This window comes from Achromobacter sp. 18P8.1.1 (genome assembly GCF_057799415.1).
The window spans coordinates 1-22,533 of the sequence record NZ_JBYOKH010000012.1 but is presented as its reverse complement, the minus strand read 5'-3'; the positions used below and the strand labels follow the sequence as shown (position 1 = coordinate 22,533).

The 22,533-nt window shown below is 64.2% G+C and carries 23 protein-coding genes; 11 read left to right on the top strand and 12 right to left on the bottom strand.

Going from position 1 to position 22,533, the window contains the following annotated elements; all coding sequences use genetic code 11:
* Positions 1 to 91: 91 nt before the first annotated feature.
* From AC27VE_RS10230 to AC27VE_RS10215, 4 genes are all read left to right on the top strand, one after another.
* Entirely contained in the window at positions 92 to 1,564 is a 1,473-nt protein-coding gene (locus AC27VE_RS10230; protein ID WP_006225213.1) for a M20 family metallopeptidase, read from the top strand.
* A gap of 69 nt (positions 1,565 to 1,633) precedes the next feature.
* Positions 1,634 to 2,191 carry a DUF1415 family protein gene (locus AC27VE_RS10225; protein ID WP_315846301.1) on the top strand — a complete coding sequence of 186 codons (558 nt, stop codon included), beginning with the start codon at positions 1,634 to 1,636 and terminating at the stop codon, positions 2,189 to 2,191.
* Between the two features lie 104 nt (positions 2,192 to 2,295).
* Positions 2,296 to 3,282, top strand: a complete 987-nt coding sequence (locus tag AC27VE_RS10220) for a Bug family tripartite tricarboxylate transporter substrate binding protein (RefSeq protein WP_488703769.1) — start codon at positions 2,296 to 2,298, stop codon at positions 3,280 to 3,282.
* Positions 3,283 to 3,291: 9 nt separating this feature from the next.
* Complete coding sequence (locus AC27VE_RS10215) at positions 3,292 to 4,581, top strand: acyl-CoA thioester hydrolase/BAAT C-terminal domain-containing protein (RefSeq protein ID WP_488703768.1); 1,290 nt, start codon at positions 3,292 to 3,294, stop codon at positions 4,579 to 4,581.
* Between the two features lie 56 nt (positions 4,582 to 4,637).
* Here AC27VE_RS10215 and AC27VE_RS10210 read toward each other — a convergent pair whose 3' ends face one another.
* From AC27VE_RS10210 to AC27VE_RS10190, 5 genes are all read right to left on the bottom strand, one after another.
* Complete coding sequence (locus AC27VE_RS10210; RefSeq protein WP_488703767.1) at positions 4,638 to 5,636, bottom strand: hypothetical protein; 999 nt, start codon at positions 5,634 to 5,636, stop codon at positions 4,638 to 4,640.
* 52 nt (positions 5,637 to 5,688) lie between these two features.
* Positions 5,689 to 7,428 (bottom strand): hypothetical protein, encoded by a 1,740-nt coding sequence (locus AC27VE_RS10205; RefSeq protein WP_488703766.1) that lies wholly within the window; start codon positions 7,426 to 7,428, stop codon positions 5,689 to 5,691.
* A gap of 119 nt (positions 7,429 to 7,547) precedes the next feature.
* Entirely contained in the window at positions 7,548 to 8,492 is a 945-nt protein-coding gene (locus AC27VE_RS10200; RefSeq protein ID WP_488703765.1) for a hypothetical protein, read from the bottom strand.
* Between the two features lie 139 nt (positions 8,493 to 8,631).
* On the bottom strand, positions 8,632 to 9,933 hold the full coding sequence (locus tag AC27VE_RS10195) for a UDP-N-acetylglucosamine 1-carboxyvinyltransferase (RefSeq protein ID WP_427961375.1): 1,302 nt from the start codon (positions 9,931 to 9,933) through the stop codon (positions 8,632 to 8,634).
* Between the two features lie 135 nt (positions 9,934 to 10,068).
* On the bottom strand, positions 10,069 to 11,214 hold the full coding sequence (locus tag AC27VE_RS10190) for an MFS transporter (protein ID WP_488703818.1): 1,146 nt from the start codon (positions 11,212 to 11,214) through the stop codon (positions 10,069 to 10,071).
* A gap of 250 nt (positions 11,215 to 11,464) precedes the next feature.
* Between AC27VE_RS10190 and AC27VE_RS10185 the strand changes: the two genes are divergently transcribed.
* Entirely contained in the window at positions 11,465 to 12,082 is a 618-nt protein-coding gene (locus tag AC27VE_RS10185; protein WP_488703764.1) for a TetR/AcrR family transcriptional regulator, read from the top strand.
* Positions 12,083 to 12,124: 42 nt separating this feature from the next.
* On the opposite strand, the gene AC27VE_RS10180 is transcribed toward AC27VE_RS10185, so the two are convergent.
* A complete protein-coding gene (locus AC27VE_RS10180; RefSeq protein WP_488703763.1) occupies positions 12,125 to 12,829 on the bottom strand; it encodes a GNAT family N-acetyltransferase in 705 nt (234 codons plus the stop codon).
* A gap of 104 nt (positions 12,830 to 12,933) precedes the next feature.
* Here AC27VE_RS10180 and AC27VE_RS10175 point away from each other — a divergent pair, with 104 nt between their 5' ends.
* The gene (locus AC27VE_RS10175; protein WP_488703762.1) at positions 12,934 to 13,896 is read left to right on the top strand and encodes a GlxA family transcriptional regulator; all 963 of its coding nucleotides are present in this window, start codon (positions 12,934 to 12,936) and stop codon (positions 13,894 to 13,896) included.
* Between the two features lie 47 nt (positions 13,897 to 13,943).
* Here AC27VE_RS10175 and AC27VE_RS10170 read toward each other — a convergent pair whose 3' ends face one another.
* Complete coding sequence (locus AC27VE_RS10170) at positions 13,944 to 14,489, bottom strand: carboxymuconolactone decarboxylase family protein (protein ID WP_488703761.1); 546 nt, start codon at positions 14,487 to 14,489, stop codon at positions 13,944 to 13,946.
* Between the two features lie 135 nt (positions 14,490 to 14,624).
* Between AC27VE_RS10170 and AC27VE_RS10165 the strand changes: the two genes are divergently transcribed.
* The gene (locus AC27VE_RS10165) at positions 14,625 to 15,479 is read left to right on the top strand and encodes an AraC family transcriptional regulator (RefSeq protein WP_488703760.1); all 855 of its coding nucleotides are present in this window, start codon (positions 14,625 to 14,627) and stop codon (positions 15,477 to 15,479) included.
* A 56-nt stretch (positions 15,480 to 15,535) separates the two neighbouring features.
* On the opposite strand, the gene AC27VE_RS10160 is transcribed toward AC27VE_RS10165, so the two are convergent.
* A complete protein-coding gene (locus AC27VE_RS10160; protein WP_006225202.1) occupies positions 15,536 to 16,492 on the bottom strand; it encodes a GlxA family transcriptional regulator in 957 nt (318 codons plus the stop codon).
* 149 nt (positions 16,493 to 16,641) lie between these two features.
* On the opposite strand from AC27VE_RS10160, the gene AC27VE_RS10155 reads away from it, so the two are divergent.
* Positions 16,642 to 17,253: a cysteine hydrolase family protein gene (locus AC27VE_RS10155; protein ID WP_488703759.1), complete on the top strand. Its 612-nt coding sequence runs from the start codon at positions 16,642 to 16,644 to the stop codon at positions 17,251 to 17,253.
* 8 nt (positions 17,254 to 17,261) lie between these two features.
* On the opposite strand, the gene AC27VE_RS10150 is transcribed toward AC27VE_RS10155, so the two are convergent.
* The 3 genes from AC27VE_RS10150 to AC27VE_RS10140 all read right to left on the bottom strand — a co-directional run bounded on the left by AC27VE_RS10150 (position 17,262) and on the right by AC27VE_RS10140 (position 19,056).
* Positions 17,262 to 17,768, bottom strand: a complete 507-nt coding sequence (locus AC27VE_RS10150) for a hypothetical protein (protein WP_280028164.1) — start codon at positions 17,766 to 17,768, stop codon at positions 17,262 to 17,264.
* A 29-nt stretch (positions 17,769 to 17,797) separates the two neighbouring features.
* A complete protein-coding gene (locus AC27VE_RS10145) occupies positions 17,798 to 18,376 on the bottom strand; it encodes a hypothetical protein (RefSeq protein WP_488703758.1) in 579 nt (192 codons plus the stop codon).
* A gap of 191 nt (positions 18,377 to 18,567) precedes the next feature.
* The gene (locus tag AC27VE_RS10140; protein ID WP_006225198.1) at positions 18,568 to 19,056 is read right to left on the bottom strand and encodes a nucleoside deaminase; all 489 of its coding nucleotides are present in this window, start codon (positions 19,054 to 19,056) and stop codon (positions 18,568 to 18,570) included.
* Between the two features lie 122 nt (positions 19,057 to 19,178).
* On the opposite strand from AC27VE_RS10140, the gene AC27VE_RS10135 reads away from it, so the two are divergent.
* On the top strand, positions 19,179 to 19,820 hold the full coding sequence (locus AC27VE_RS10135; protein ID WP_006225197.1) for a glutathione S-transferase family protein: 642 nt from the start codon (positions 19,179 to 19,181) through the stop codon (positions 19,818 to 19,820).
* A gap of 64 nt (positions 19,821 to 19,884) precedes the next feature.
* Here the strand turns inward: AC27VE_RS10135 and AC27VE_RS10130 are convergent, their stop codons facing one another.
* A complete protein-coding gene (locus tag AC27VE_RS10130; RefSeq protein WP_488703757.1) occupies positions 19,885 to 20,478 on the bottom strand; it encodes a BPSL1445 family SYLF domain-containing lipoprotein in 594 nt (197 codons plus the stop codon).
* 143 nt (positions 20,479 to 20,621) lie between these two features.
* Between AC27VE_RS10130 and AC27VE_RS10125 the strand changes: the two genes are divergently transcribed.
* Positions 20,622 to 21,425 carry a hypothetical protein gene (locus tag AC27VE_RS10125; RefSeq protein WP_488703756.1) on the top strand — a complete coding sequence of 268 codons (804 nt, stop codon included), beginning with the start codon at positions 20,622 to 20,624 and terminating at the stop codon, positions 21,423 to 21,425.
* A 281-nt stretch (positions 21,426 to 21,706) separates the two neighbouring features.
* The gene (locus tag AC27VE_RS10120; protein ID WP_424625494.1) at positions 21,707 to 22,462 is read left to right on the top strand and encodes an SDR family oxidoreductase; all 756 of its coding nucleotides are present in this window, start codon (positions 21,707 to 21,709) and stop codon (positions 22,460 to 22,462) included.
* Positions 22,463 to 22,533: the final 71 nt, after the last annotated feature.

The following is a 22,533-nucleotide window of genomic DNA, read 5'->3' as shown; positions in this document are numbered from 1 at the left end:
GAGCGATCAAACGGGGACAAAAGATGCCGCCGGGCGCGCTCAGGCATAAAATAGAAAATTACCCTTTCCCGCACACACAGGATCCCGCGCCATGAACGCACGTATCCCCGAAGACGCACTGCCGCCCACCCTGGACCCCAAGGCCCTCCAGGAATTTGTCGACGACAAATGGGATAACGAGATCATCCCCGCGCTGACCGACTACATCGCCGTGCCCGCCAAGAGCCCGGCGTTTGATGCCGACTGGGAAAAGAACGCGTTCATCGAGCGCGTGGTGCGCGATGCGGCGCAATGGGTCGAAGCGCAGAAGGTGTCGGGCCTGAAGCTGGAAGTGGTGCGCCTGCCGGGCCGCACGCCCGTCATCTTTTTCGACGCGCCCGCCACCCGCAGCGACAACGGCGACACCGTGCTGCTGTACGGTCACCTGGACAAGCAGCCGGAATTTTCGGGCTGGCGCGCGGGCCTGGGCCCGTGGACGCCCAAATACGAAGACGGCAAGCTGTACGGCCGCGGCGGCGCGGATGACGGCTACGCCGTGTATGCCTCGCTGACCGCCATCATGGCGCTGGACAAGCAGGGCATTCCGCGTCCGCGCTGCGTGGGCATCGTCGAGACCTGTGAAGAATCCGGCAGCTATGACCTGCTGCCTTACGTGGATGCGCTGCGCGACCGCCTGGGCAACGTGGCCCTGGTGGTGTGCCTGGATTCGGGCGCCGGCAACTACGACCAACTGTGGATGACCACGTCGCTGCGCGGCATGGTGTCGGGCACGCTGGAAGTCCAGGTGCTGGACGAAGGCGTGCACTCGGGCGACTCCAGCGGCGTCGTGCCGTCGTCGTTCCGCATCCTGCGCCATCTGCTGGACCGCCTGGAAGACAGCGGCACCGGCCGCCTGTTGCCGCAAAGCCTGCACTGCGAGATTCCCGCCGAACGCATTGAACAGGTGTCCGCCACCGCGCGCATCCTGGGCGACGAAGTCTGGCGCCGTTTCCCCTGGAGCTGCGGCGCTGAAGGCGGCTTCGTGCTGCCGATGACGACCGAACCCGAACAGGCCCTGCTGAACCGCACCTGGCGTCCGACCCTGTCGGTGACCGGCGCCGAAGGCCTGCCGCCGCTGTCCAGCGCCGGCAACGTGCTGCGCCCGCGCACCGCGTTCAAGCTGTCGCTGCGCCTGCCGCCGTTGGTGGACGCCGTGGCCGCCTCGCAAGAGATCAAGGAATTGCTGGAAGCCGACGCGCCCTACAACGCCAAGGTCATCTTCAAGGCCAACGAAGGCGCCGCCACCGGCTGGAACGCGCCGGCATCCGTGCCGTGGCTGACCCAGGCCCTGGACGCCGCGTCCCAGCAATACTACGGCCAACCCTGCGGTTACATCGGCCAGGGCGGCACGATTCCGCTGATGAGCATCCTGCAAAAGGGCTTCCCCAAGGCCCAGTTCATGGTCTGCGGCGTGTTGGGCCCCAAGTCCAACGCCCACGGTCCCAATGAATTCCTGCACGTGCCTTACGGCAAGAAGCTGACCGCAGCGGTCGCCCAAACCATGGCGGCCATGCCGGCTGCCTGACGTACACGCACGCTCCACAGAGCGCGGGCCGCCAGGCCTTGCGCTCTTTCTTTTTTCAGGACTGACCCGATGATTTCCACTTCCGACGCCTACGCCAACGTGGTTGCCGAAACCCGCGATTGGCTGACCAAGGCCGTGATCGGCCTGAACCTCTGTCCGTTCGCCAAAGCGGTCCAGGTCAAGGACCAGATCCGCTTTGCCGTCAGCGACGCCACCGACGCCGAGGGCGTGCTGACCGACCTGCAGGACGAACTGGCGCTGCTGGCCGAAGCCGACCCCGAAAAGATCGACACGACCCTGCTGATCATCCCGGACGCGCTGGACGACTTCCTGGATTTCAACGATTTCGAAGAACTGTCCGACCGCTTGCTCAAGCGCATGCGCCTGGTGGGCGAGCTTCAGGTCGCTACCTTCCACCCGTTGTTCCAGTTCGCCGATACGCAACCTGACGACATCGAGAACTACACGAACCGGTCGCCGTACCCCATCCTGCACCTCTTGCGCGAAGACAGCATCGACCGCGCCGTGGAGTCCTTCCCGGACGCCGCCGAGATCTATGAAAAGAACATCGACACGATGAACAAGCTGGGTCTGGAAGGCTGGAAGAAGCTGATGACCAAGGCCTGACGGCGGGGCTTGACCGCTGTTGGGGGGAGGCCCTCACGGGATATCCCTAAATGGCGGACGAATCAGATTGCATACAACATACCGTTTCCTTGCTGGAGACCCGTATGCGAATGAATCGCCGCCACGCCCTGGGCGCGCTTGCCGCGCTGCCCCTGATGTCCCGTCCCGTCTGGGCCCAGAGCACGTTCCCCACGCGCCCCGTGCGGCTGCTGGTGGGCTTTGCGCCCGGCGGCCTGACCGACATCGCCGCCCGCGCGCTGGCCGAACGCATGGGCAAGACGCTCAAGCAGAACGTGGTCGTCGAAAACCGCCCCGGCGGTCAGGCCATCATCGCGACGGTGGCCGTGGCGCGCGCCGAGCCGGATGGCTATACGCTGGGGTTCGCCGGCACCAACGGCATGATCCTGAACCCCTTGCTGTACAACAACCTGCCGTACCAGCAGTCGGACTTCAAGCAACTGGGGTCGATGGGCAAGTCGCCCATGCTGTTGATCGTGCACCCCGCGCTGGGCGTGAAGAACGTGCAGGAATTCATCGCGCTGGCCAAGAAGAAGCCGGGCGACATCACCTGCGCCCATGCCGGCCGCGGCGTCATCAACCACCTGGCGCTGCTGCATTTCCAGTCCAAGACCGGCACCCAGTTCCAGGACGTGCCGTACAAGGGCAGCGGCCCCGCGCTGCTGGACCTGATGGCCGGCACGGTGCAAAGCACGTTCGACTTCCCCACCTCCGCGCTGGCCAATATCAAGTCGGGCAAGCTGCAGGTGCTGGCGGTGACCGCCGACAAGCGGCTGTCCAGCCTGCCTGACGTGCCCACCATGAAAGAGGCCGGCGTGGACGACTTCGAGCTCTACACCCGCATGATGATCTCGGGCCCCGCCGCCATGCCGGCAGAGGTGGTGAAAGTGCTGGAGAACGCGGTGCGCGAAGGCACGCGGGACCCCAGCCTGGTGCAGCAGTTCGCCGAACAGGGCGTGGCGGTGGAGTTCACGTCGTCCGCCGATCTGGACAAGGTGATTGCCGACGAATCCGCCATGTGGGCCCAGGTCATCAAGGCCAACGGCGTACCCAAGACCGATCTGAAAGCGTAAGGACATCCCGTGACTGAACAAGCCCGCATCACCGTCAATCCCGAATTCGCGCTGATCGACGTCGCCCGCGACATCCGCATCGACGGCTTTCCGGCTTACGCCTTCATCACCGTCACCGCCACCATGCAGATGTGTGGCGCCCCATGGCGCTCGCAAGCGGTCTTCGTGGCCGGCCACGACGGCAGCCTGGACTTGGGGCGCGACAGCCCCGTCTCGGGCAGCTATGCCGAACCCTCAGCGATGGGCATCGTGTGGTCGATGGTGTGCGAAGACATGAGCCGCGTAGTGTTTCCGCCCGATCGCACGGATCCCCTGGTCATCCAGATCGAAGCGACCGACGGCAGCCACATCGCCTCGGCGCGGCTGGTGCAGGAATTCCTGGAAGAGGGCGTGACCCATCGCGCGGTGCGCGAACAGGTCGGCGGCATGACGGTGTCGGGCGAACTCTATACGCCGGCCGGGCCCGGTCCGCATCCGCTGGTGATCTACATGAACGGTTCGTCGGGCGGCGTGAATGCGCCGCGCGCCGCGCTCTTCGCCGCCCGCGGGTTCCAGTGCCTGGCCCTGGCCATCTTCAACTACGAAGGGCGGCCCAAGTACCTGAACGACATGCCGCTGGAGTATTTCCAGCATGTGCTGCAGTGGGCACGCGCCGAACTGGCGCCGCGCGACGGCTTTGTAGCGTTGTCCGGCATCAGCCGGGGCGGCGAGACCTCGCTGCTGGTGGCCTCGCACTATCCGGAACTGGTCAGTGCGGTCGTGGCCTATGTGCCGTCGCCCGTCACGCATGGCGTGGTCAGCGCCGGCGCGCCCGGAACGGGGCGCAATGCGCAGGTCTGGACGCAGGGCGGCGAACCGTTGCCGCATCTGTGGCAAGACAACGCCAGCGCGGATTGGGAAGCGGCCTACGCGCCGGAACCGCCATACCGGCAGACCCATGCGTTCCTGAGCGCCACCCGCGACAGCGCCGCATTCGAACGCGCGCGCATCCCGGTTGAAAACTATCCGGGTCCGGTCATGCTGGTCAGCGCGTCCGACGACGGCTTCTGGCCCAGCACCGCTTATTCAGAAATCGTGATGCGGCAGCGCCAGTCGCACGGCCTGCCCACGTTCCACCATGTCTGCATGGGGGCGGGGCACCACGTGCACTATCCCTACTTGCCGGCCACATTGATCAGCAAGCCCCATGCGATGTCGGGGTTGCTGCTCGACGCGGGCGGCACGCCCGCCGCGAACGCGGCGGGCAACGAAGGGTCTTATCTGGCCGTGCTGGAGTTTCTTGGACGGGCAGCGGGATAGAGCGGAGTAGGGGACGCCGCAGCCCGACGTCTGCCTTGCCTGGCCTGCGCTTGGGGTTAAAGCGGTAGGGCAGGGTAGATTTCCAGGCTGCCTGCGCCGCCGCAGAACAGCGCGGCCGCGGCGGGAATGGCCAGCGGCACCCGCTGGACCGGGCCGCCATGAGTCGCGGTCATGGCTTGGATCTGGCCGTTCGTGATGGTTTTGACCTCTGTCTTGTACGGGAGCCCGGCAAGTGTGTTGCCGTCCTGCGCGGCACCGTCGGTGCAAAAGGCCAAACCGCCGTCCCGCAGATTCAACGCCGAGTCGATCAACTGCATGCCGCACGAGGTCACCAGCTGGATGTCCAGGGCAGGGGGCGTCATGGAGTTCTTGATTCTCTGCATCAAATGATCCAGGCAGATTTCGACCCCGATCGTCAGGCCGTCCAGAACAAAAATGCAGTGTCCGTCGTCGTGGCGCAACTGCCGTTCGCTGCTGGGGATGCCGGCCATGGATGACGGCAGCCGGCTCAGGTGATCGGTCCATTCGTCCGTCAGCGGAAAGAGGTTCCTACCGGCGGAAAGGCTTTGCCATTTGATGAAGTCGATGGTGGACTTGAACTCTTTGATGACGAGATGGCCGTCTTCCGGGGCTGGCGTTGCGCCGCCCTTCTGGATAAGGCAGTGGTTATACGCCTGGTATCGGTCAGCCCCGGTGTCGATGCTTTGAGAAAGGATGGTGCCGAACACAAAGAGCCAGTCCTTGTATTCCGGCTTTCGGACCAGCTCTTGCAGTTTCAACACGACTGCCGATGTCCGGTCTACCGGATAGGCCCCGTCCACGCCGCGGAAAAAGAACTCCGGCATCATGTAGATCTTCAGGCACCTGGGGTTGTTGTCGATACTGTCCTGCCGTACCGCCTGTTGGATCGCCTGGTCCACCACGTCGCATCGCAGGGCGTAGTCCTGGTTGGTGTTGGCATTGCCCAAATAAGTCAGGGTGCCTTGCGCATCCTGCTTTGGCGCCGAGCACAAACTGTGACCGACGAACTGTACTGTTTGGTATGGGGGAGGCATGCGGGTCGTCCTTGGTCAATGGAGTAGAGATTGATTCGAGTGGGGGCGATCGTCAGGCTTCCAGCACGGCCAGGCTTTGAGTGGCCTGCAGCATGATTTTGTCGTTGATCGATTTGGCCAACGTCGAGACGATCTTCGCAGCTTGCTCCGGATCATCGATCGAATGGCTGATGTGCTGATTGTTCAGCGTGCGGGACTGCTCGACGCTGATGGTGTATTGATGCGCGATCTCGTGCAGGGCGGCCCAGGAGCAGATGTGCTCCAGGTATGACAGCATGAAGACTTGCGATTTGTATTCCGCGATACGTTCGTCCTTGGACAGCGACTCCAGGTCGATCACCTGCTTGTCCATGCTGTCCTGGCGCAAGTTCTCGCACGCCGTCGAAATCTGCCGCCAGAACATGGCCGCATCATTCAGCGCCACGATGACTTGGCTGATGGCGAACATCGCCACCTGCAACGCCTTGACCGCGATCTCGGCATTGGCGCCGACGACCTGCGTGGCTGCCAATTGCCCGACCATCCCGCCCATCTTTATCTCAAGATCGTTGCGTTCTTGATTGACCTGACGCTTGATGTCGATGATCTTTTCGAGTTTTGACTGAGACTGGTCCGCAGCGCTGAATGACTGTTTGGCCATGTTGTCGGTGCCTTCCGCCAGCTTCCGCGCAGAGGCGCCCAGGGCGGCATACGTTTCACCCGCCGCGGCCGACTGCGCTTTCAGATCCTTGATGTCGGCCTCAAACTGCGCGACGTTCTTGGTTTCGGCTTGAATGATCGCTTGCTTGTCCGCAATGGATTTGTCGCGGCTGATCTTCTTCGCGGCGCCGTCCTCTTCTTGTGCTGCCTCGCTGTCCGGCTGCGCTTTCAGATCGTCGACTTCCTTCTGGCTCAAGGCGATGGTCTCTTTGGCGCAATCCAGCTTGCGGGTCAGATCCCTGAGCTTCTTGTTGACGTCGTCCTTTTCCTTCTTTGCTGCTTCCCATTTTTCGGTTATCTGCTTGAGTTCGGCGTCCAGGGCGCCGGTCTGATTCTGCGCAACAAGCACCGACAGCGGATTGCGTGTCTGCGCATACGTCTGCAGGCCTGCCGCCGCCACGCCGCTTACCAGCGAAATGATGCCAAGGACAAAGCCCCGCTTCTTGTCGGCCGACAACTCCTTTTCGGCCTTCGCTTGGTCAGCGTTGACGCTTTCGAGTTCCTTGACAAGGTTCCCTATGCTGGTTTCGCAACCCTTCAGTTCAGCGTTCAGCTTCACCATTTCCTGGTGGGCGTGACGCCGCTTTTCTTCTTCGGAAGCGTGGGCCAACGCCGCTTCGCTTTTTGCCTCGGCGGATTTTCCTTGCAGGTCCAGGAACTGGTCGGACAATTTTGCCGCAGCCGCCGACATTCTCTTGGCCTGATCCGCGCAGCGCGCCAATTTGGCCAGGGCCACGCCGTCGCTGCCCTGGATCAGGTAGGCATAGGCTGCGTCCAGCAGCTTCAAAGTTTGCTGGCAACTGTCCTTGAGGGTCAGCATCGTTTCATTGGCCAGCACGCATATCTTGCCGAATTCGCTTTGCAGGTCGATGACCTTGGACTTGACGACGCCGGCGTTGGCCGCGGTGGCGCCGATATAAGCCAGCCGGTACATGTCCACGCACAGGTCCAGATTGTTGATGACGGTGTCCAGACGCAGGTTGCCCAGGATCTCCTTCTGCTTCTGCAGAACCAATACGTCGGCGGCCGACGGACGTTCGTTGAGGACGTATTCGCGGTTTTCAACGATGAGGATTTCATATTCGGCAGCCATGTTGCTTCTCCGTAGTTAGCGCTGAAGGTTCAAGAAAACACTGATTGCGGACGCGGGGCCGCCGTTCTGCGGCGCGAGTCGGCGGCATTGCGTGGGAGGTAAACGTGCGGGAAAGGCGATCAGGCCGGGTGGGCCTCAAGTGCCTGGTATGCGGATACGACCATCTGGTCGAATCGGATCACGGCATCCAGTAGAGACAATCTCTCGATGCGGGTGTCTTCGAAGTAGTCGATGACGGGATTGCTGTCGCCAAGCAGCAAAATGATCTCGCTGATGTCGGCAATGTCGTAGCTGACGCTGTCGCAACGGTTGGCGGCCAGGACGTAGAAGTTCGCAACGTCGTTGAAAAACACGAGTTGGGTTTCCATGTATTTCTTGAGGTCGACAAGTGAACGCTTGACCGGCTTCAACTGATCCAGTTCGGCCTGCAGCGCTTGATTCCGGGCCTTGAGATTCGCCATGGCGGCTTGCAGTTTCGCTCGGTCCCGAGCCAGGTCCGCCAGCTCCCGTTCAAGCGTTTTCTGCTGATCGTGGGCCAGATTCAGGGCTTTCTTGATTGCTTCGATGGCGGTATTGATTGCGTCCAATGCGGCATAGAAGGCCCGTTTTAGCCATTTCCAGATTGGAATGTTGGAGCTGCGCTGGGCCGCCTTCTCGCGTTCTTTCTCGGCGAGGTCGTCCCTGGCCTTTTTTATTTTCGCCGCTACGAGATCAAGCGCCTTTTGCTTGTCTTCGAGGGCCTTCTTCAAGGTGTTTTGATTGGCTAGAACGTCGTTCTGTTGCGCCGTCAACGATCGGATGTTGGATTCGGTCTCCGTCATCAGATCGATCAGCCCCTTGATCATGTACACGATCGCTCCCTGAGTCGCCAGGGCGGCTTCTTTTGCAAAGCCGCTCAGCGATTTCATGGAGTCGATGTTGTGCTTGAGCGCGCGGATCGTCGTCTGCGCAGCAACCACATCGTTTGCTTTCAGATGCCGTATCAGCGCGTCGTAGTCTCGCTGGATCGCGCGAACGCCGATGTCCAGGTGCTTGACGCCGTTCGAATGGGACAGATTCTGCATGCCGCCTCCCGGAATGCCCCTGCTGGGTCGGGGCGTGGTCTGACCTGCTGCAGACTATTCTTCCGGGGGGAGCCTGAACATCACTGGAATTGGTGCTTTTTATGTGATGGTCGAAAAAGAGCGGGGATGCGCCGCCGTTTTACTCTTCGCTGGTCCATTCCACCTGCACGCCCAGGCTGCGCAGGTTTTCCACGAACTGGGGGTGGGCGCGGCGGATCGGCGTGGCGTTGCGGATTTCAGAGCGGCCCTTGATGCTGCTGGCCACCATGAACAGGGCGATCGCGACGCGAATGATGTAGGGGCTTTCGACCACGGCCGGCGTCAGCGGATTGCCGCCGAAGGTCACCACCCGGTGCGGGTCCGACGAAAACACGTGCGCGCCGAACTTCGACAATTCGCCCGTCCAGCCCAGCGCGCCGTCGTAGACCTTGTTCCAGAACATCGCGTTGCCCTCGGCGCACACGCCCAGCGCGATGAAGATCGGCAGCAGGTCCACCGGAAAGTACGGCCACGGCGCCGCTTCCACCTTGGTCAGCACGTTGCTGGTGAAAGGCGTCTGCACCTTCAGTGGGCCCGAACGCAGTGCGCGCGACCAGCCGTCCTTGTGTTCGATCTGCACGCCGAACTTGGCGAACGTGCGGTCGATCAGAGGGAAATTGCCCGGCGTGCGGTTGCGCACTACGACGTCGCCGCCCGTGATTGCGCCCAGCGCCAGGAACGTGGTGATTTCGTGGAAGTCTTCTTCAAACGTGAACTCGCCGCCACCCAAGCGCGTGCCGCCGCGCACCGTCAGGCGAGACGTGCCGATACCGTCGATATCGGCGCCCATCATCGTCATGAAACGGCAGAATTCCTGCACGTGCGGTTCGGAAGCGGCGTTGGTCAGCGACGATTCGCCTTCGGCGGCCGCCGCGCACAGCACGAAGTTCTCGGTCGTGGTGACCGACGCGTAGTCCAGCCAATGATGGGTGGGCTTGAGCGCGCCGCTGCTGCGCACCAGCAAGGAGCCGCTTGCGCGCTCGACCTCGCCGCCAAACGAACGGAAGATCTCCACGTGCGGGTCGATCTCGCGCACCCCCAGCGTGCAGCCCTTCACGTTGTCTTCCAGCCGCGCCACGCCAAAGCGGGCCAGGAGCGGCGGCACCAGCATGATGGATGACCGCATTTCTTCCGGCAGGCGGTGGGCGGTGGCGTCGAACTGAGTGTGTTTGTGGTGCAGATCCAGCGTGCGGGTGGTCTCATCCAGCCGGACTTCGCTGCCCAGCGTGCGGAAGATGTCCAGGATCTTGCGCACGTCCGTGATGTCCGGGACCCCATGCAGCTTCAACGGCTGATCCGTCAACAGAGTGGCGCACAGAATGGGAAGTACGGCGTTTTTGTTGGCCGAAGGAATGACGCGGCCGCGCAGGGGCGTGCCACCGTGGACGATGAGGTTGGACATGGGAAGAAAGGCGGCCGGAGTGAAAAAAGAGAGGAGAGCGCGGGGAATTGTACTGGCGTCGCCCGGGCGGGGGCCGGCCCCCGGGCGACAAAACGTTTCAATCTGCAATTTAATGCCTGCCCGGGCCGACCTCGGTCAATGTCCGACAACGACCGCACCCGAACTGCGCAGCCCGGGCCGGAACGCGTAAGCGTGGCCCGACGACGCAATCATGAACGCAATACCCGCCAGGATTACCAGGGCCCACGGGAAAGCGCCTGCGCCCCACACGTCAAGCAGCATGCCGCCCACCACGCCCGCGCCGGCAATCGCCCCATTCCAGGCGACGACATTCATGGACAGCGCCACGTCGGCGCCGCGTCCGGCCGCGTCGGCCAGCGCCGTCTGCAGCAGCGTGGCCGCGCCGCCAAAGCTGATTCCCCACACCGCGATTCCCACGTAGATCACGGCCGGGTTTCCCGGCACCAGGCCAAACGCAAGCGCGGTGGCGCCAAATGCGGCCAGGCTGGCCAGCACCGTCGAGCGCAAGTGGCGGTCGACCAGCTTGCCCGTGATCCAGATGCCGACAAGCGCGGACGCCCCAAATATGAACAGCACCAGGTCCACCCGCGCGCCCAGTCCGGCAGGCGCGACAAAGGGCGCGATGTAGGTGTAGAGGATGTTGTGGGCCAGCATCCACGCGATGACGACGGCCAGCACGCGCCGCACGCCAGGCGTCGTGAAGACGCGGCGCAGCGGCATCCGCTCATGGGCGGACTGGCCGGGGTAGTCGGGCACCTTGGCCAGCACCCACGCGATCAGCACCAGCGTCAATCCGGACATGATCCAGAACGCCGCACGCCAACCCACTGCGGATCCCAGCAAGGTGCCCAGCGGCACGCCCAGGGACAAGGCGATGGGCGTGCCCACCATGGCAAGCGCCATCGCCTGGCCTTGCTGGTAAGGGGCGACCATGCGCCGCGCATAACCGGCCAGCAGGCTCCAGGCCAGCCCGGCCGCCACGCCGGCAAAGAATCGCGCCACCAGGGTCACCCCGTAATGGGATGACAAGGCCGTGGCCGAATTGAAGACCAGGAAGCCGACGATGGTCAGCAGCAGGACGTTGCGGCGCCGCCAGCCGCGGGTGGCGATCGTCAGCGGAATGGCCGCCAGTAGCGAACCCAGCGCATAGGCGGTGACCATCTGGCCGGCCAGCGACGCGCTGACATCCAGCCCGTCGCTGATCTGCGGCAGCAGTCCGGCGGGCAAGGTCTCGGTGACGATACAGATAAAGCCGGTCATTGCCAGGGCCAGCAGGGCAGAGACGGGCAGGCGGTCGGAGGCGGGCTGTCCGGCCTGAGTGGAAAAGTGGCTCACACAAAAATCCTTTTGAAGATGAATCGGGACCGATCGGGCAGACGGGTGGACGGCTGACCGTCGGCAATGCCTCAGCATTTATATATCGATCGGTACAAATGTAGGGTGCGAGCCAGCGCGTTGTCAACGACTTTTGTATCGAGTAGTATGGATGTCGTGACCAAAGGAGTCTGATATGGCGCAGATGGGCCGGCCGCGCGCGTTTGATCGTCACCAGGCGATCGACCAGGCGTTGCATCTATTCTGGGAGCAGGGCTACGAATCCACGTCGTTGAGCCAACTGAAAGCCGGCATTGGCGGCGGCATTTCCGCGCCAAGCTTCTACGCAGCCTTCGGATCGAAAGAGGCCTTGTTCCAAGAGACCGTGCAGCGCTATCTGGAAACCTATGCGCTGGTCACGGAATGCCTGTGGGACGACGCCATGCCCGCCCGCAATGCGGTCGAACTGGCGTTGCGCCAATCGTCGAAGATGCAGTGCGAGCGGGGGCATCCCAAGGGCTGCATGGTGGCGCTGGGCGTCATGAGCGCACCGACGCCCGAGCACGCGGACGTGACCAAACCCCTGACGGCCTCACGCCAACGCACCCGTGCGGGCTTTGTCCATTGCGTGGAACGCGGCATCGCCAGTGGCGAATTGTCCGCCACGACGGACGCCCGTTCCCTGGCGTGCGTGTTTGACGGGTTCCTGGTGGGGGTGTCCACGCTGGCGCGCGACGGCGTCCGCTATCCCACCTTCGACGCCGCGATCACGCAGCTGATGGCGATCTGGGACGCCTCGCGCAGCCAGGCATAAGCGCTGGCGAGGCCGCAGTCAGGCTTGGGGGGCAGTTGCCGGCTAGACGTTGCGCTCGGCCTGTCCGATCAGCGTCAGGAAGAACGTTCGCCGCAGGGTGAATCCCAGGCGTTCGTACAAGGCGATGGCATTCTGGTTGCTGCCCAGCACATGCAGGAACGGCGTGTCGCCGCGCTCTTGGATGCTGGCTTGCAACCGTTTGATGAGCCGGGCGGCGATGCCCTTGCCGCGCCAGGCCGGATCCACGCAGACCGCGCTGATCTCGACATGTCCTTCCGGGCGCATCCGTTCGCCCGCCATTGCGATCAGGCGTCCTTGATTCCGAATGCCGATGTAGCGCCCCATTTCGTGGGTGCGCTTGCAGAACGGGCCGGGTTTGGTCGCTTGGGTCAGTTCCAGCATGTCTGCCGCATCGTCGCTGCCCAGGAGGGCGATGTCGGGGGCATCGTCGGCGGCGGAAGCAGCGGCCGTCGCCGTCATTTGGTGCAGCACGCCAATCGGCTGCGTACGAAACCGGGCGTCTGGCGTGATCGGCCCCGCGGCCAGGATGGCGACCTGTTCGCCGGCCGGCAAAAGCTGCGCCAGCGCCTGCCAGGCCGGCGCGGCGTCAGACGCCAGGGCTGCGAACGGTGCGACGTCGGACAGGTAGCGGCAGGCCAGGCCATCGCCTTGACGCAGATGGGCGTGCGCCACGGCCAGGGCGTTCCACACGGGGTTGTCGAGCGGATGGGAGGGGGAGGTATTCATGCGGATTCCGGTAGTTGGCGCCAGATGCGTCACGGGCCCTACTGTAGACAGGAATCGACATCGGCTCTATTGTCGTAAATGACATTTTTAGAGTCATTCCCGCCATGAAAATTTCCGTTCTGGCCCTGGAGGGCTGTTTCGACACCGGCCTGTCGGCGATTCTTGACGCATTCACCACCGCCAACGAGCTGGCTGCGTTGGAGCGGCCCGCCGAAGGGCAGCCTTTCGACATCAAGGTGGTGGGCGTACGCCCCGATGTGCGCACGGGGTTGGGCATGCGCGTTCCCGTGCAGGCTGTTGCCGACCTGGGCAAGCCCGACTGGCTGGTCATGCCGGCCATTGCCACCAAAATGCCGGCACAGCTGCTGCCGGCGCTGGCCCGCCCCGACGTGGCGGATGCCATGGCGTTGCTGCGCGATAGCCACGCCAGTGGCGTGAAAATCGCGGCCGCATGCATCGGCACGTTCGTGCTGGCGGAATCGGGATTGTTGAATGGCCACGAGGCCACCACCTCCTGGTGGCTGGCGCCGCTGTTTCGCCAGCGCTATCCCGACGTGCGGCTGGACAGCACGCGCATGATGGTGCCCTCGGGTGAATTCACCACGGCGGGCGCCGCCATGGGGCACCTGGACCTGGCGCTGTGGCTGCTGAACCAGGCCAGCCCGGCCCTGGCGTCCGTGGTCGTCCGCTATCTGTTGGTGGACGCCCGGCCATCGCAAGCGCCGTACATGATTCCCGACCATCTGGCACGCGCGGACCCGTTGGTCGAACGTTTTGAACATTGGGCAAGAGGGCGCCTGGCCGAAGGCTTTTCGCTGGATGCCGCCGCCGCGGCATTGGCGACCAGCACACGCACGCTGCAGCGCCGGATCGAAGCCGTGCTGGGCAAATCGCCCTTGTCGTATTTCCAGGACCTGCGCGTGGAGCGCGCCGTTCACCTGTTGCGCACCAGCAAGCTGAACATCGAGGCAATCGCGGCCGAAGTCGGCTACGGCGACGGCGCAACGTTGCGCACGTTGCTGCGCCGCCGCTTGGGACGCGGAGTGCGGGAACTGCGCGGCGCGTGATCCTGGTACGGCAAGCCGGCGGACCACGCCCGCGTCCCGCCATGCGCTTACGCCGCGCGGCGCAGCTTCACGCCGGGAAAGTCCACCGGCACCGCAAACGCCACGTTCACATAGTTCGTGAACAGGTTCAGCGCCACATGCGCCAGGATTTCGACGATGGCTTCGTCGTTGAAGCCCGCGGCGCGCACGGCTTGCACGTCCGCCTGGCTGACCTGGCCGCGTGCTTCCACCAACTGCAACGCAAAGCGCAAGGCGGCGGCCGTCTTGGGGTCCGTCGCTTGGCCGGCCTGGGCTGCCGACATCTCTTCCGCGCTGGCGCCGGCCTTGCGGCCCAGCGCCGTGTGGGCGGCCAGGCAATATTCGCAGGCATTGCTGTCGGCCACCGCCACGGCAATCTGTTCGCCCAGCTTGGCCGGGATGACGCCGCTGCCCAAGGCGCCGAACGCGCCCCACATGCTTTGCAGCGCGGCGGGCGAATTGGCCACGGCCTTGAACATGTTGGGCGTTGCGCCAAAGGCGCCGTGGATCTGGGTCAGCAGCGCAGCGCGGTCAGCGGTGGTGTTGCTGGAATCGATGAGGGATACGCGGGTCATGGTTATAACTCCTGTCTGGGGTAGGGGACGCCGCCGGGTAGTGGCGGGTTAAGGGAATCGTACGTACAATTCCTGGATGTATGGGTCTGTTATGTCCATAAAACATGTCCTATAGTCCAAGCCATGAATACCCCGATGCTTTCCCCCGTTGATCGTCTGTCGGCCCTGCTGGACCGCTTCCGCGTGCGCGCCAGCTTGTTCCACACGGGGGCGCTCTGCGGTATCCAGACCTTCGAGGCGCAGCCGGGCAGGGGCTTTCTACATGTGCTGCGCCAGGGCGAAATGGAAATCCGGCACCTGCCTGGCGCGGCCGGCCCGCAACGCATGACGCTGACCGAACCGACGCTGCTGTTCTATCCCCGCGCCATGCACCATGAGTTCATCAATCCGCCCGTCGCCGGGTCGGACTTCACCTGCGCGGCGCTGGATTTCGATGGCGGCGAGCGCAATCCCCTTGTGCAGTCTTTGCCGCCGGTGCTGCGGGTGCCGTTGAACGCCGTCGAAGGGCTGCGGCCCGCCTTGGATCTGCTGTTTGCCGAGGCCGACAACGTACGTTGCGGTTCGCGCCTTTTGGCGGATCGGCTGTTTGAAGTGGTGCTGATCCAATTGCTGCGGTGGATACTGGATCACCCCGCACAGGCCGGAGTCAGCAGTGGGCTGGTGATGGGGCTGGCGGATCCGAAGCTGGCCCGGGCGCTGGTGGCCCTGCACCAGGCGCCGCGCGACGATTGGCCGCTGGAGAAAATGGCGGCCATCGCCGGCATGTCGCGCAGCGCTTTTGCTGCCGCCTTCAAGGAGGCCACGGGCACGACGCCGGCCGCCTACCTGACCGACTGGCGCTTGAGCCTGGCGGCATCGATGATGCGGTCAGGCCGCCCCGTCAAACTGGTCGCGGACGAGCTGGGCTTTGCCAGCGCGTCGTCCTTATCCAAAGCCTTCCGGCAACGGATGGGGGCCTCGCCGCGGGATTGGCTGGTGGCGAACCGCTAGACGTCGTGGGGGCCCGGGCCGGCACGCCATTGCTGGCAAGCGATATCCGGCTAGGCCTACGCGACGTTTGCCCGGAACTGCTTGCGGTAGGCGGAAGGCGAAATCGCGAACGCGTGCGTGAAGTGCTGCCGAAACGACACCGACGACCCGAAACCGACGTTTTCAGCGATCTGGTCCACTGCCTGTCCGCTGGTCTCAAGCAGGCGCTGCGCGGCGGCCAGGCGGTGGTTCAACACCCAGCCGGACACCGTGGCGCCCGTCTTCGCCTTGAAACGCCGCGTGAAGTTGCGGCGGCTCATGCCGGCTTTATCGGCCAGCAGGTCCAGCGTCAGGGGCTGCTGCAGGTTTTCGATGGCCCAGTCCAACGTGGCGCTGAGCATGTCCGAGCCCTTGCGTTCGGGTAGCGGCTGCTCGATGTATTGGGCCTGGCCGCCATGCCGGTGGGGGGCGACGACCATGCGGCGGGCGACGCGGTTGGCGATCTCGGCGCCGTGATCGCGGCGCAGCAAGTGCAGGCAGCAATCGATGGCGGCGGCCGTGCCCGCGGACGTCAGGATATCGCCGTCATCGATGTACAGGGATTTCCGGTCCAGGCGGACTTTCGGATGCCGGCGCTCGAAATCGTCGCCCCATACCCAGTGCGTGGCCGCCGTGCGCCCGTCCAGCAAACCCGCTTCGGCCAGCACGAAGGTGCCCAGGCATAGCCCGGCGATGCGGGCGCCGCGGGCGTGGCCGGCCCGCAATGCGTCCAGCAGCGCGGGGGGCGCGGATTCCTCGGGGTCGCGCCACGCGGGCATGATGATGGTGTCGGCCTGGGCCAGCGCCGACAGGTCGTGTTCGACCTCGATCTTGAACCCGGACATGGTGGGGATCAGCCCGGTTCGTTCGCCGCAGATCAGCAGCTGATACCGCGGCACGCCCAAGCGGGCCAGATCGTCGCCGAACACCATGCAGGGGACGGACAGATGGAACGGGCTGATGCCTTCAAAGGCGATGACGGCGACGGTATGCATGGCGGGTGTGGGGGGGCTGGCGCAGGGCTGGTGCAGGGGCAGGATGGCTTTGGCCCGATTCTAGCAATTGTTGTCCATCGGGCCACTATCGCCAACCTGGCGTTAGCGGGACACTGGGGCTTCTTCCACTTCACTCCAAGAGGCAAGCCGTGAACCATCCCACCATCCGCACGCTGGCCGGCGCCGCCGCCCCGGCCTCGATCGACGCGTCCAGTACCGCTTTGCTGGTGATCGATTTTCAGAACGAATATTTCAGCGGCAAGCTGCCCATTCCCGCCGGCAAGTCGGCCCTGGGCAATGCGCAACGCCTGATCGCGCACGCCGACAAGGCGGGCATTCCCGTTTACCACGTCCAGCACGTCACGCCTGCGGGCAGCCCGGTCTTCGCCGACCAAAGCCCCACCGGCGAGTTCCATGCCGAGCTGCAGCCGGGCGCCAAGCACCACGTCGTGCGCAAATCCTCGGTCAGCGTATTTCCCACGACCGACCTGGATCAGCAGTTGAAGGCCGCCGGTGTGAAGACGCTGGTGATCACCGGCCTGATGACGCACGCTTGCGTGGCCGGCGCCGCGCGCGACGCCGTGCCGCTGGGTTACGGCGTCATCGTGGCCGAAGATGCCTGCGCCACGCGCGACCTGGACCGGGCCGACGGCAGCGTCGTCGGGCACGACAGCCTGCACCGCGCCGCCTTGGCCAGCATTGATGACACGTTCGGGGATGTCTTGACGACGGAACAGGTGTTGAAGCTGCCCGTGGTGTAAGGGGGCGCTTAGGGCCGCGCGGGGCTGGGCTCGGCCAGGCCCGGATTTTTACGGATCAGGATGACGCCGGCGATGGTCAGCGCCAATCCGCCGCCGACATACGGCAAACCAAAGATAAGCGCCCAGAAGAAGAGCGCCGTGTTTGCGTCATTGGCGGCGCGTGCGCCCACGGTTGCCGCATCATGCGCCGGGAAGTCCATCGTCAGCAGGCTCATGGGGACCGTGAGCAACAACGAGATCCCCAACAGCGCGCAGCCCCAGCCGATCAGGCGGCGCATATTGGGAACGCGGACCAGCGCCGCCGCGACCGCGATCGTCAGCAGCAACGTGATGATGCCGCCGGCCAATTGCAGTTTGTCCACGGTGGCGGCTTCGGCAGCCACGTCGGCGCCCGCCGCCGGCCCGTTCAGCCCGAACGCGAGGATCAAGAGCGGATTGACCATGCCGTAGGCGGCTCTGCCGACCAACAGGCCAAATGCAATGCTGGCCAGCCATTTGATCGCGGTAGGGGGCATCGTGGATTCCGGGTCGAGGCGCTGGCGGCTTAGTAATAGATATCGACGTAGTCGGTCAGGCGGCCGCAGCTTTCCATCTGCTGCAAGCGCCAGTATTTGCGTTTGCCAGTGGCGCGGAACTCGTAGTCCCCGGTGCGTTCGCAGCGACGGCCTTTATCCGGCGCGTCCAGGATCAGGATGGTGCCGCGGAACACAAAGCGGTCGCTGTCGATCGAGACGATTTCACCCTTGATTTTCAAGGTGCCTTCAAAGTTGGCTTGCGTGCCATCGATGCGCACGACGTCGTTTTCATCTTTTGCGGTCAGGTGGCCGCGATCGGCGGACCAGAGCCATTGCACGCTGACACCGCTGTTGTTCAGCAGGCGTTCGTAGGCGGCCTGGTTCTTGATTTCGGTCTTGGCGACCGGCGCAAGGGCGGCGCCATTCTGCTGGGCCGGCGCGACGCTTTGTTGGGGGGCAGCGCCGCTCTGCTGAAGGGGGGCGGCGTTCTGCTGGGTGGCGGCGCCATTAGGCTGGGCGGGGCCGTGGGCCCGCACCGCGCCTGCATTCTGCGCCGCAATAATGGGCGAAGCCACGGCAAGCGCAAGGCCCAACGCCAGGGGAATCATCCGGGAAATCCGCTTCGGCTTATGGGCGGTAGTCGTATCGCGATCAGGCGTCGTGTGCATGGTCATGAATAGAGGGGAAAATGCCGCCCTCAGGCGAGGGCGGTTACGGGCGCCTAAATTAGCATGCAGATTGCGTCAAATCGTTGCCGGTTTTCGGCGGAATGTATCTATCGGTTAACCAACGGAGTGTCTTACGCCCCGGTCCGCTTTTGCACATTCTGCTGATGCAGCAGACGGACTTGCTCGGCAAACTCCGCGACTGGCCCGTCGACTTCTATGCCGTCCACCACTTCGCCAATGGCCAGCGGCCGCACCCGCGACGCCGGCACGCCCCATTCGCGCATCCACGCCGAATACTGTGCGGACGAACTGGCGTAGACGATGCGGCCCAGACCCACCCAGCCATGCGCGGCCGAACACATCGGGCAGTGTTCGCCCGAGGTATAGACGACGCAGCTGGCCCGCTCGGATGCCGGCACATGGTTGGCGGCCCAGCGGGCAATCTCGAATTCCGGATGCTGCGTGTGGTCGCCGCCCGCCACGTGGTTGTGGTCTTCAAACAGCACCTTGCCGTCGGCGGACACCAGGATGGAACCGAAGGGTTCGTCGCCCGACTCCAGGGCTTGCCTGGCCAGCGCCACGCACCGTGCAAGGTGCTTCTTGTCCTGTTCGTTGATCACGGGGGTCTCCTTGTTCTGGAAAGCGGCGTCTGCCGGGAATGGTCCAAGGATATCGCGGTGCTGGCCAAGCAGGGTAGAGTGGCGGGGTTAACGCGCTGGCGTATCCGAATCGGGGAATTTGCATGCTGACCGTCCATCATCTGGGAAAATCGCAATCCGAACGCATCGTGTGGCTGTGCGAAGAACTCGCCATCCCCTACGAATTGAAGGTCTATGACCGCGACCCGGTCACCCGCCTGGCGCCGCCCGAATACAAGGCGCTGCATCCGCTGGGCACCGCGCCCATCATTACCGACGGCGACACCGTGCTGGCTGAATCCACCGCCATCGTCGAATACCTGCTGGCCAAGTTCGGCAATGGCCGCCTGACGGCGGCGCCGGCCGATGCGAATTTCGCGGATTATCTTTATTGGTTCCATTTCGCCAACGGCTCGCTGCAGCCCGCCCTGATGCGGTGCATGGTCCTGGCCCGGGCCGAGGTGCCGGCAGACAAGCCGGTTGTGCAGTTTGCCGATGCCCGGCGCAAGCAGGCGCTGAGCCTGATCGATACCCGCTTGGGGGCGAACGATTATCTGGCGGGCAACGCGTTGACCGCTGCGGACATCATCGCGGTGTTTTCGTTGACGACGATGCGGCTGTTCTATCCGTTCGACTTGTCGCCGTATCCGAATATCCTGGCCTATCTGCAGCGCATCGGCGCCCGTGACGCGTACCGTCGCGCCATGAAGCAGGGCGACCCGGATATGGCGCCGATGCTGGCTTGAAGTCGCACTCGCAAAAGACCAGGGGCCCGCCAATCGGCGGGCCCCTAGTCTTTTACGGATGGCGTTACAGCAGCAGCGGGGAAATCTTGCTGCCGTCTACCGACACGCCGGCCATCAGGCCGCCGTTGTTCATGACAAAGCCCACGATGGGTTGCTGGACGGTATTGGAATCGATATTGCCGTTTGCGCCCACGTTCGCCACGGCAACCGTCGCATCGGCCCCGATCGTCCACCCGCTGCTGGCGCGGAACTTGGCCAGGGCGTCATCCGTCATGAAGAGCACCACCATGGCTTTGGACTGGGCGCCCGCCTGGAATCCGATCGAGCCGCCCGTGATGCTGTAGTAGCCGGTGTCCTGGCCGTTCACCCGCAACGCGCCCGTTCCATGCTGCGCGCCAACGATGAAGCTGGCGCTCAGCACCGCCGGAAACACCAGCACGCCACGGGCTTGCGCGACCAATTGCTTGGACTGCGGCGCGGCCTCGTACAGCTTGGACAAGGTGGCGGAGGTGGCGGCATTCAGTTCCTGGCGCTTTTCGGCGGCGGTGGGCGACGCCTGCGGGCCGTTCATGGTGCAACCGGCAAGGAACACGCTGGCCACCCCGAGCGTCAACGCGGCCACGCCAGTTTTACGCAATTTCGAAAAAGAGTTGAGCATGTGGACTTCCTTTTGGTTGCAAGCGACCGGGTTGCGTCAGGGTTGACGCTAGGGTGAAGATTACTCCCGCCCGATGCCTTCGGACGCGGTTTCGATCGCCGCGCGCAAATAAACCGCGTGCGCCATCGGTTTAACATCGCGCCATGCTCATTTCCCTTATCCTCCTTTGGATCGCGTTGTCCCTGGGGGTCGGCCTGTTGGCGGCCCGGCGGGGGCGCAAGGCTGTCGGTTGGACGATTCTTGCCTGCCTGATCAGCCCGGTCGTGGCCGGCATTTTCCTGATGACCATCGACGACCGCTCGCCGCGCGCCAGGCAGCCTGTTGTCGCGACGCACATCGATTGCCCGGGATGCGGCCAGCGCATCCTGCGGGACGCCCGCGTGTGCCGCCATTGCGGCGGCACGGTGGCCAAGATGGCGGACCGCAGCGAAGCAGAACGGATCGCGGCGCTGCGGCGGCTTGGCGTGTCCGAGCCATTGGTGCAGTTGTCATCCGGCACGTGCCTGCACGAGGCGTTCCGCGGCATCTGCGTCGGACCCCCAACGCGTGCCTACCCGCGGCCCGGCGCGTCCGACGGCCCGGTCTGGATCGCGCTTTGGGACCAGGACGCTATGGTCTACGCCGTCCTGAAAGACGAGGACGGTTTGGAGTTCAACCGCTACAGCATCGAACGCCCGCGCGATATCGACGTGATCGCCCGCAGCGAGCAAGGGTTCTGGCTGCATCGCTTTGATTTCCTGTACGAACGCGACCTGCCGGACGACACGCTCCGGCAAGCCGCGCAGGCGGTCGGCTTCCGGTACCTGGACCGATTCCTGCGCGAACGGCATGCGGCCGACGCGCAGTTGGGAACCTTCGCCGCGCATCGGGCGTGGCTTCAGAGCCTGATCGCATCCGTCGATAGCGATGCGGCAAGCGTATTGACGACGGCAATCCCGCCGCGCTAAATTCGCTTCGCAGCGCGCAATGCGCGGCCGTAGGCGTTACCGTCATCCAACGCGTCCTTTGTCGAGAGGATCCCAGCTGGGAGTGTCTTGACGGTACAAAGGCGCGCTGGCATGACGTCACTTCCCCCACTTCCTTCGCTTCGCCCCATCTTGGCTTCTGCCATGCCGGGGCCGCTTGCCGTGGGGCGCGTTCGCGGGATCCTGATCCACGAACCGCACCCGGCGACGTCGCCAGCCCGCCACCTTGACGGATGCCTCTTGCATCCCAGGAGTCGCGAATCATGAAAACCACTGGCAACACCATCCTTATCACCGGCGGCACAAGCGGCATTGGCCGTGCACTGGCCGAAGCGTTTCACGACCAGGGCAACCGCGTCATCGTCACCGGACGTCGGCAACGCTTGCTGGATGACATCACCGCCAGCCGGCCGGGCTTGACCGGCATGGCGTTGGACCTGGACGACCCGGCCTCGTTGCCCCAAGTCGTCGCCGACGTTCAACAACGCTTTCCCGACCTGAACGTGCTGATCGCCAACGCCGGCATTTCGCGGGCAGAAGACGTGCGCGCAGATGGCTGGGACGCCACCGCCACCCAGGCCATTGTCGATACCAACATCATGGGTGTCGTGCGCGTCACGGCGGCGTTCCTGCCGTTCTTGAAACGCAACGCGGACGCGGTGCTGATGGCAACCAGCTCCAACCTGGCCTTCATCCCCCGCGCCGACTTTCCGGCCTACTGCGCCAGCAAGGCATTCCTGCATTCGTGGCTGCAATCGCTGCGCCACCAACTGCGCCAGGTGCCGGTTCAAGTGCTGGAACTGGCGCCGCCTTATGTGCAAACGGCGCTGACGGGCGGCAGCCAGGCCTCTGATCCCCGCGCGATGCCGTTGGCGGAATACGTGGCCGAGGTGATGCAACGGTTGTCGACGGGCGATTACCCCCGGGGTGAAGTGCTGGTTGAACGCGACCGGGCCCGGCGCTGGGCAGAGCGTGACGGGCGGTACGACGCGACGTTTGCGGCAATGAATCCGGACTGATTCGGCGGGTCGTTTGACGATATGATGGCAGCGGCATTGGGGGCCCCCGCCCCCCCCCCACCCCGGCCGCC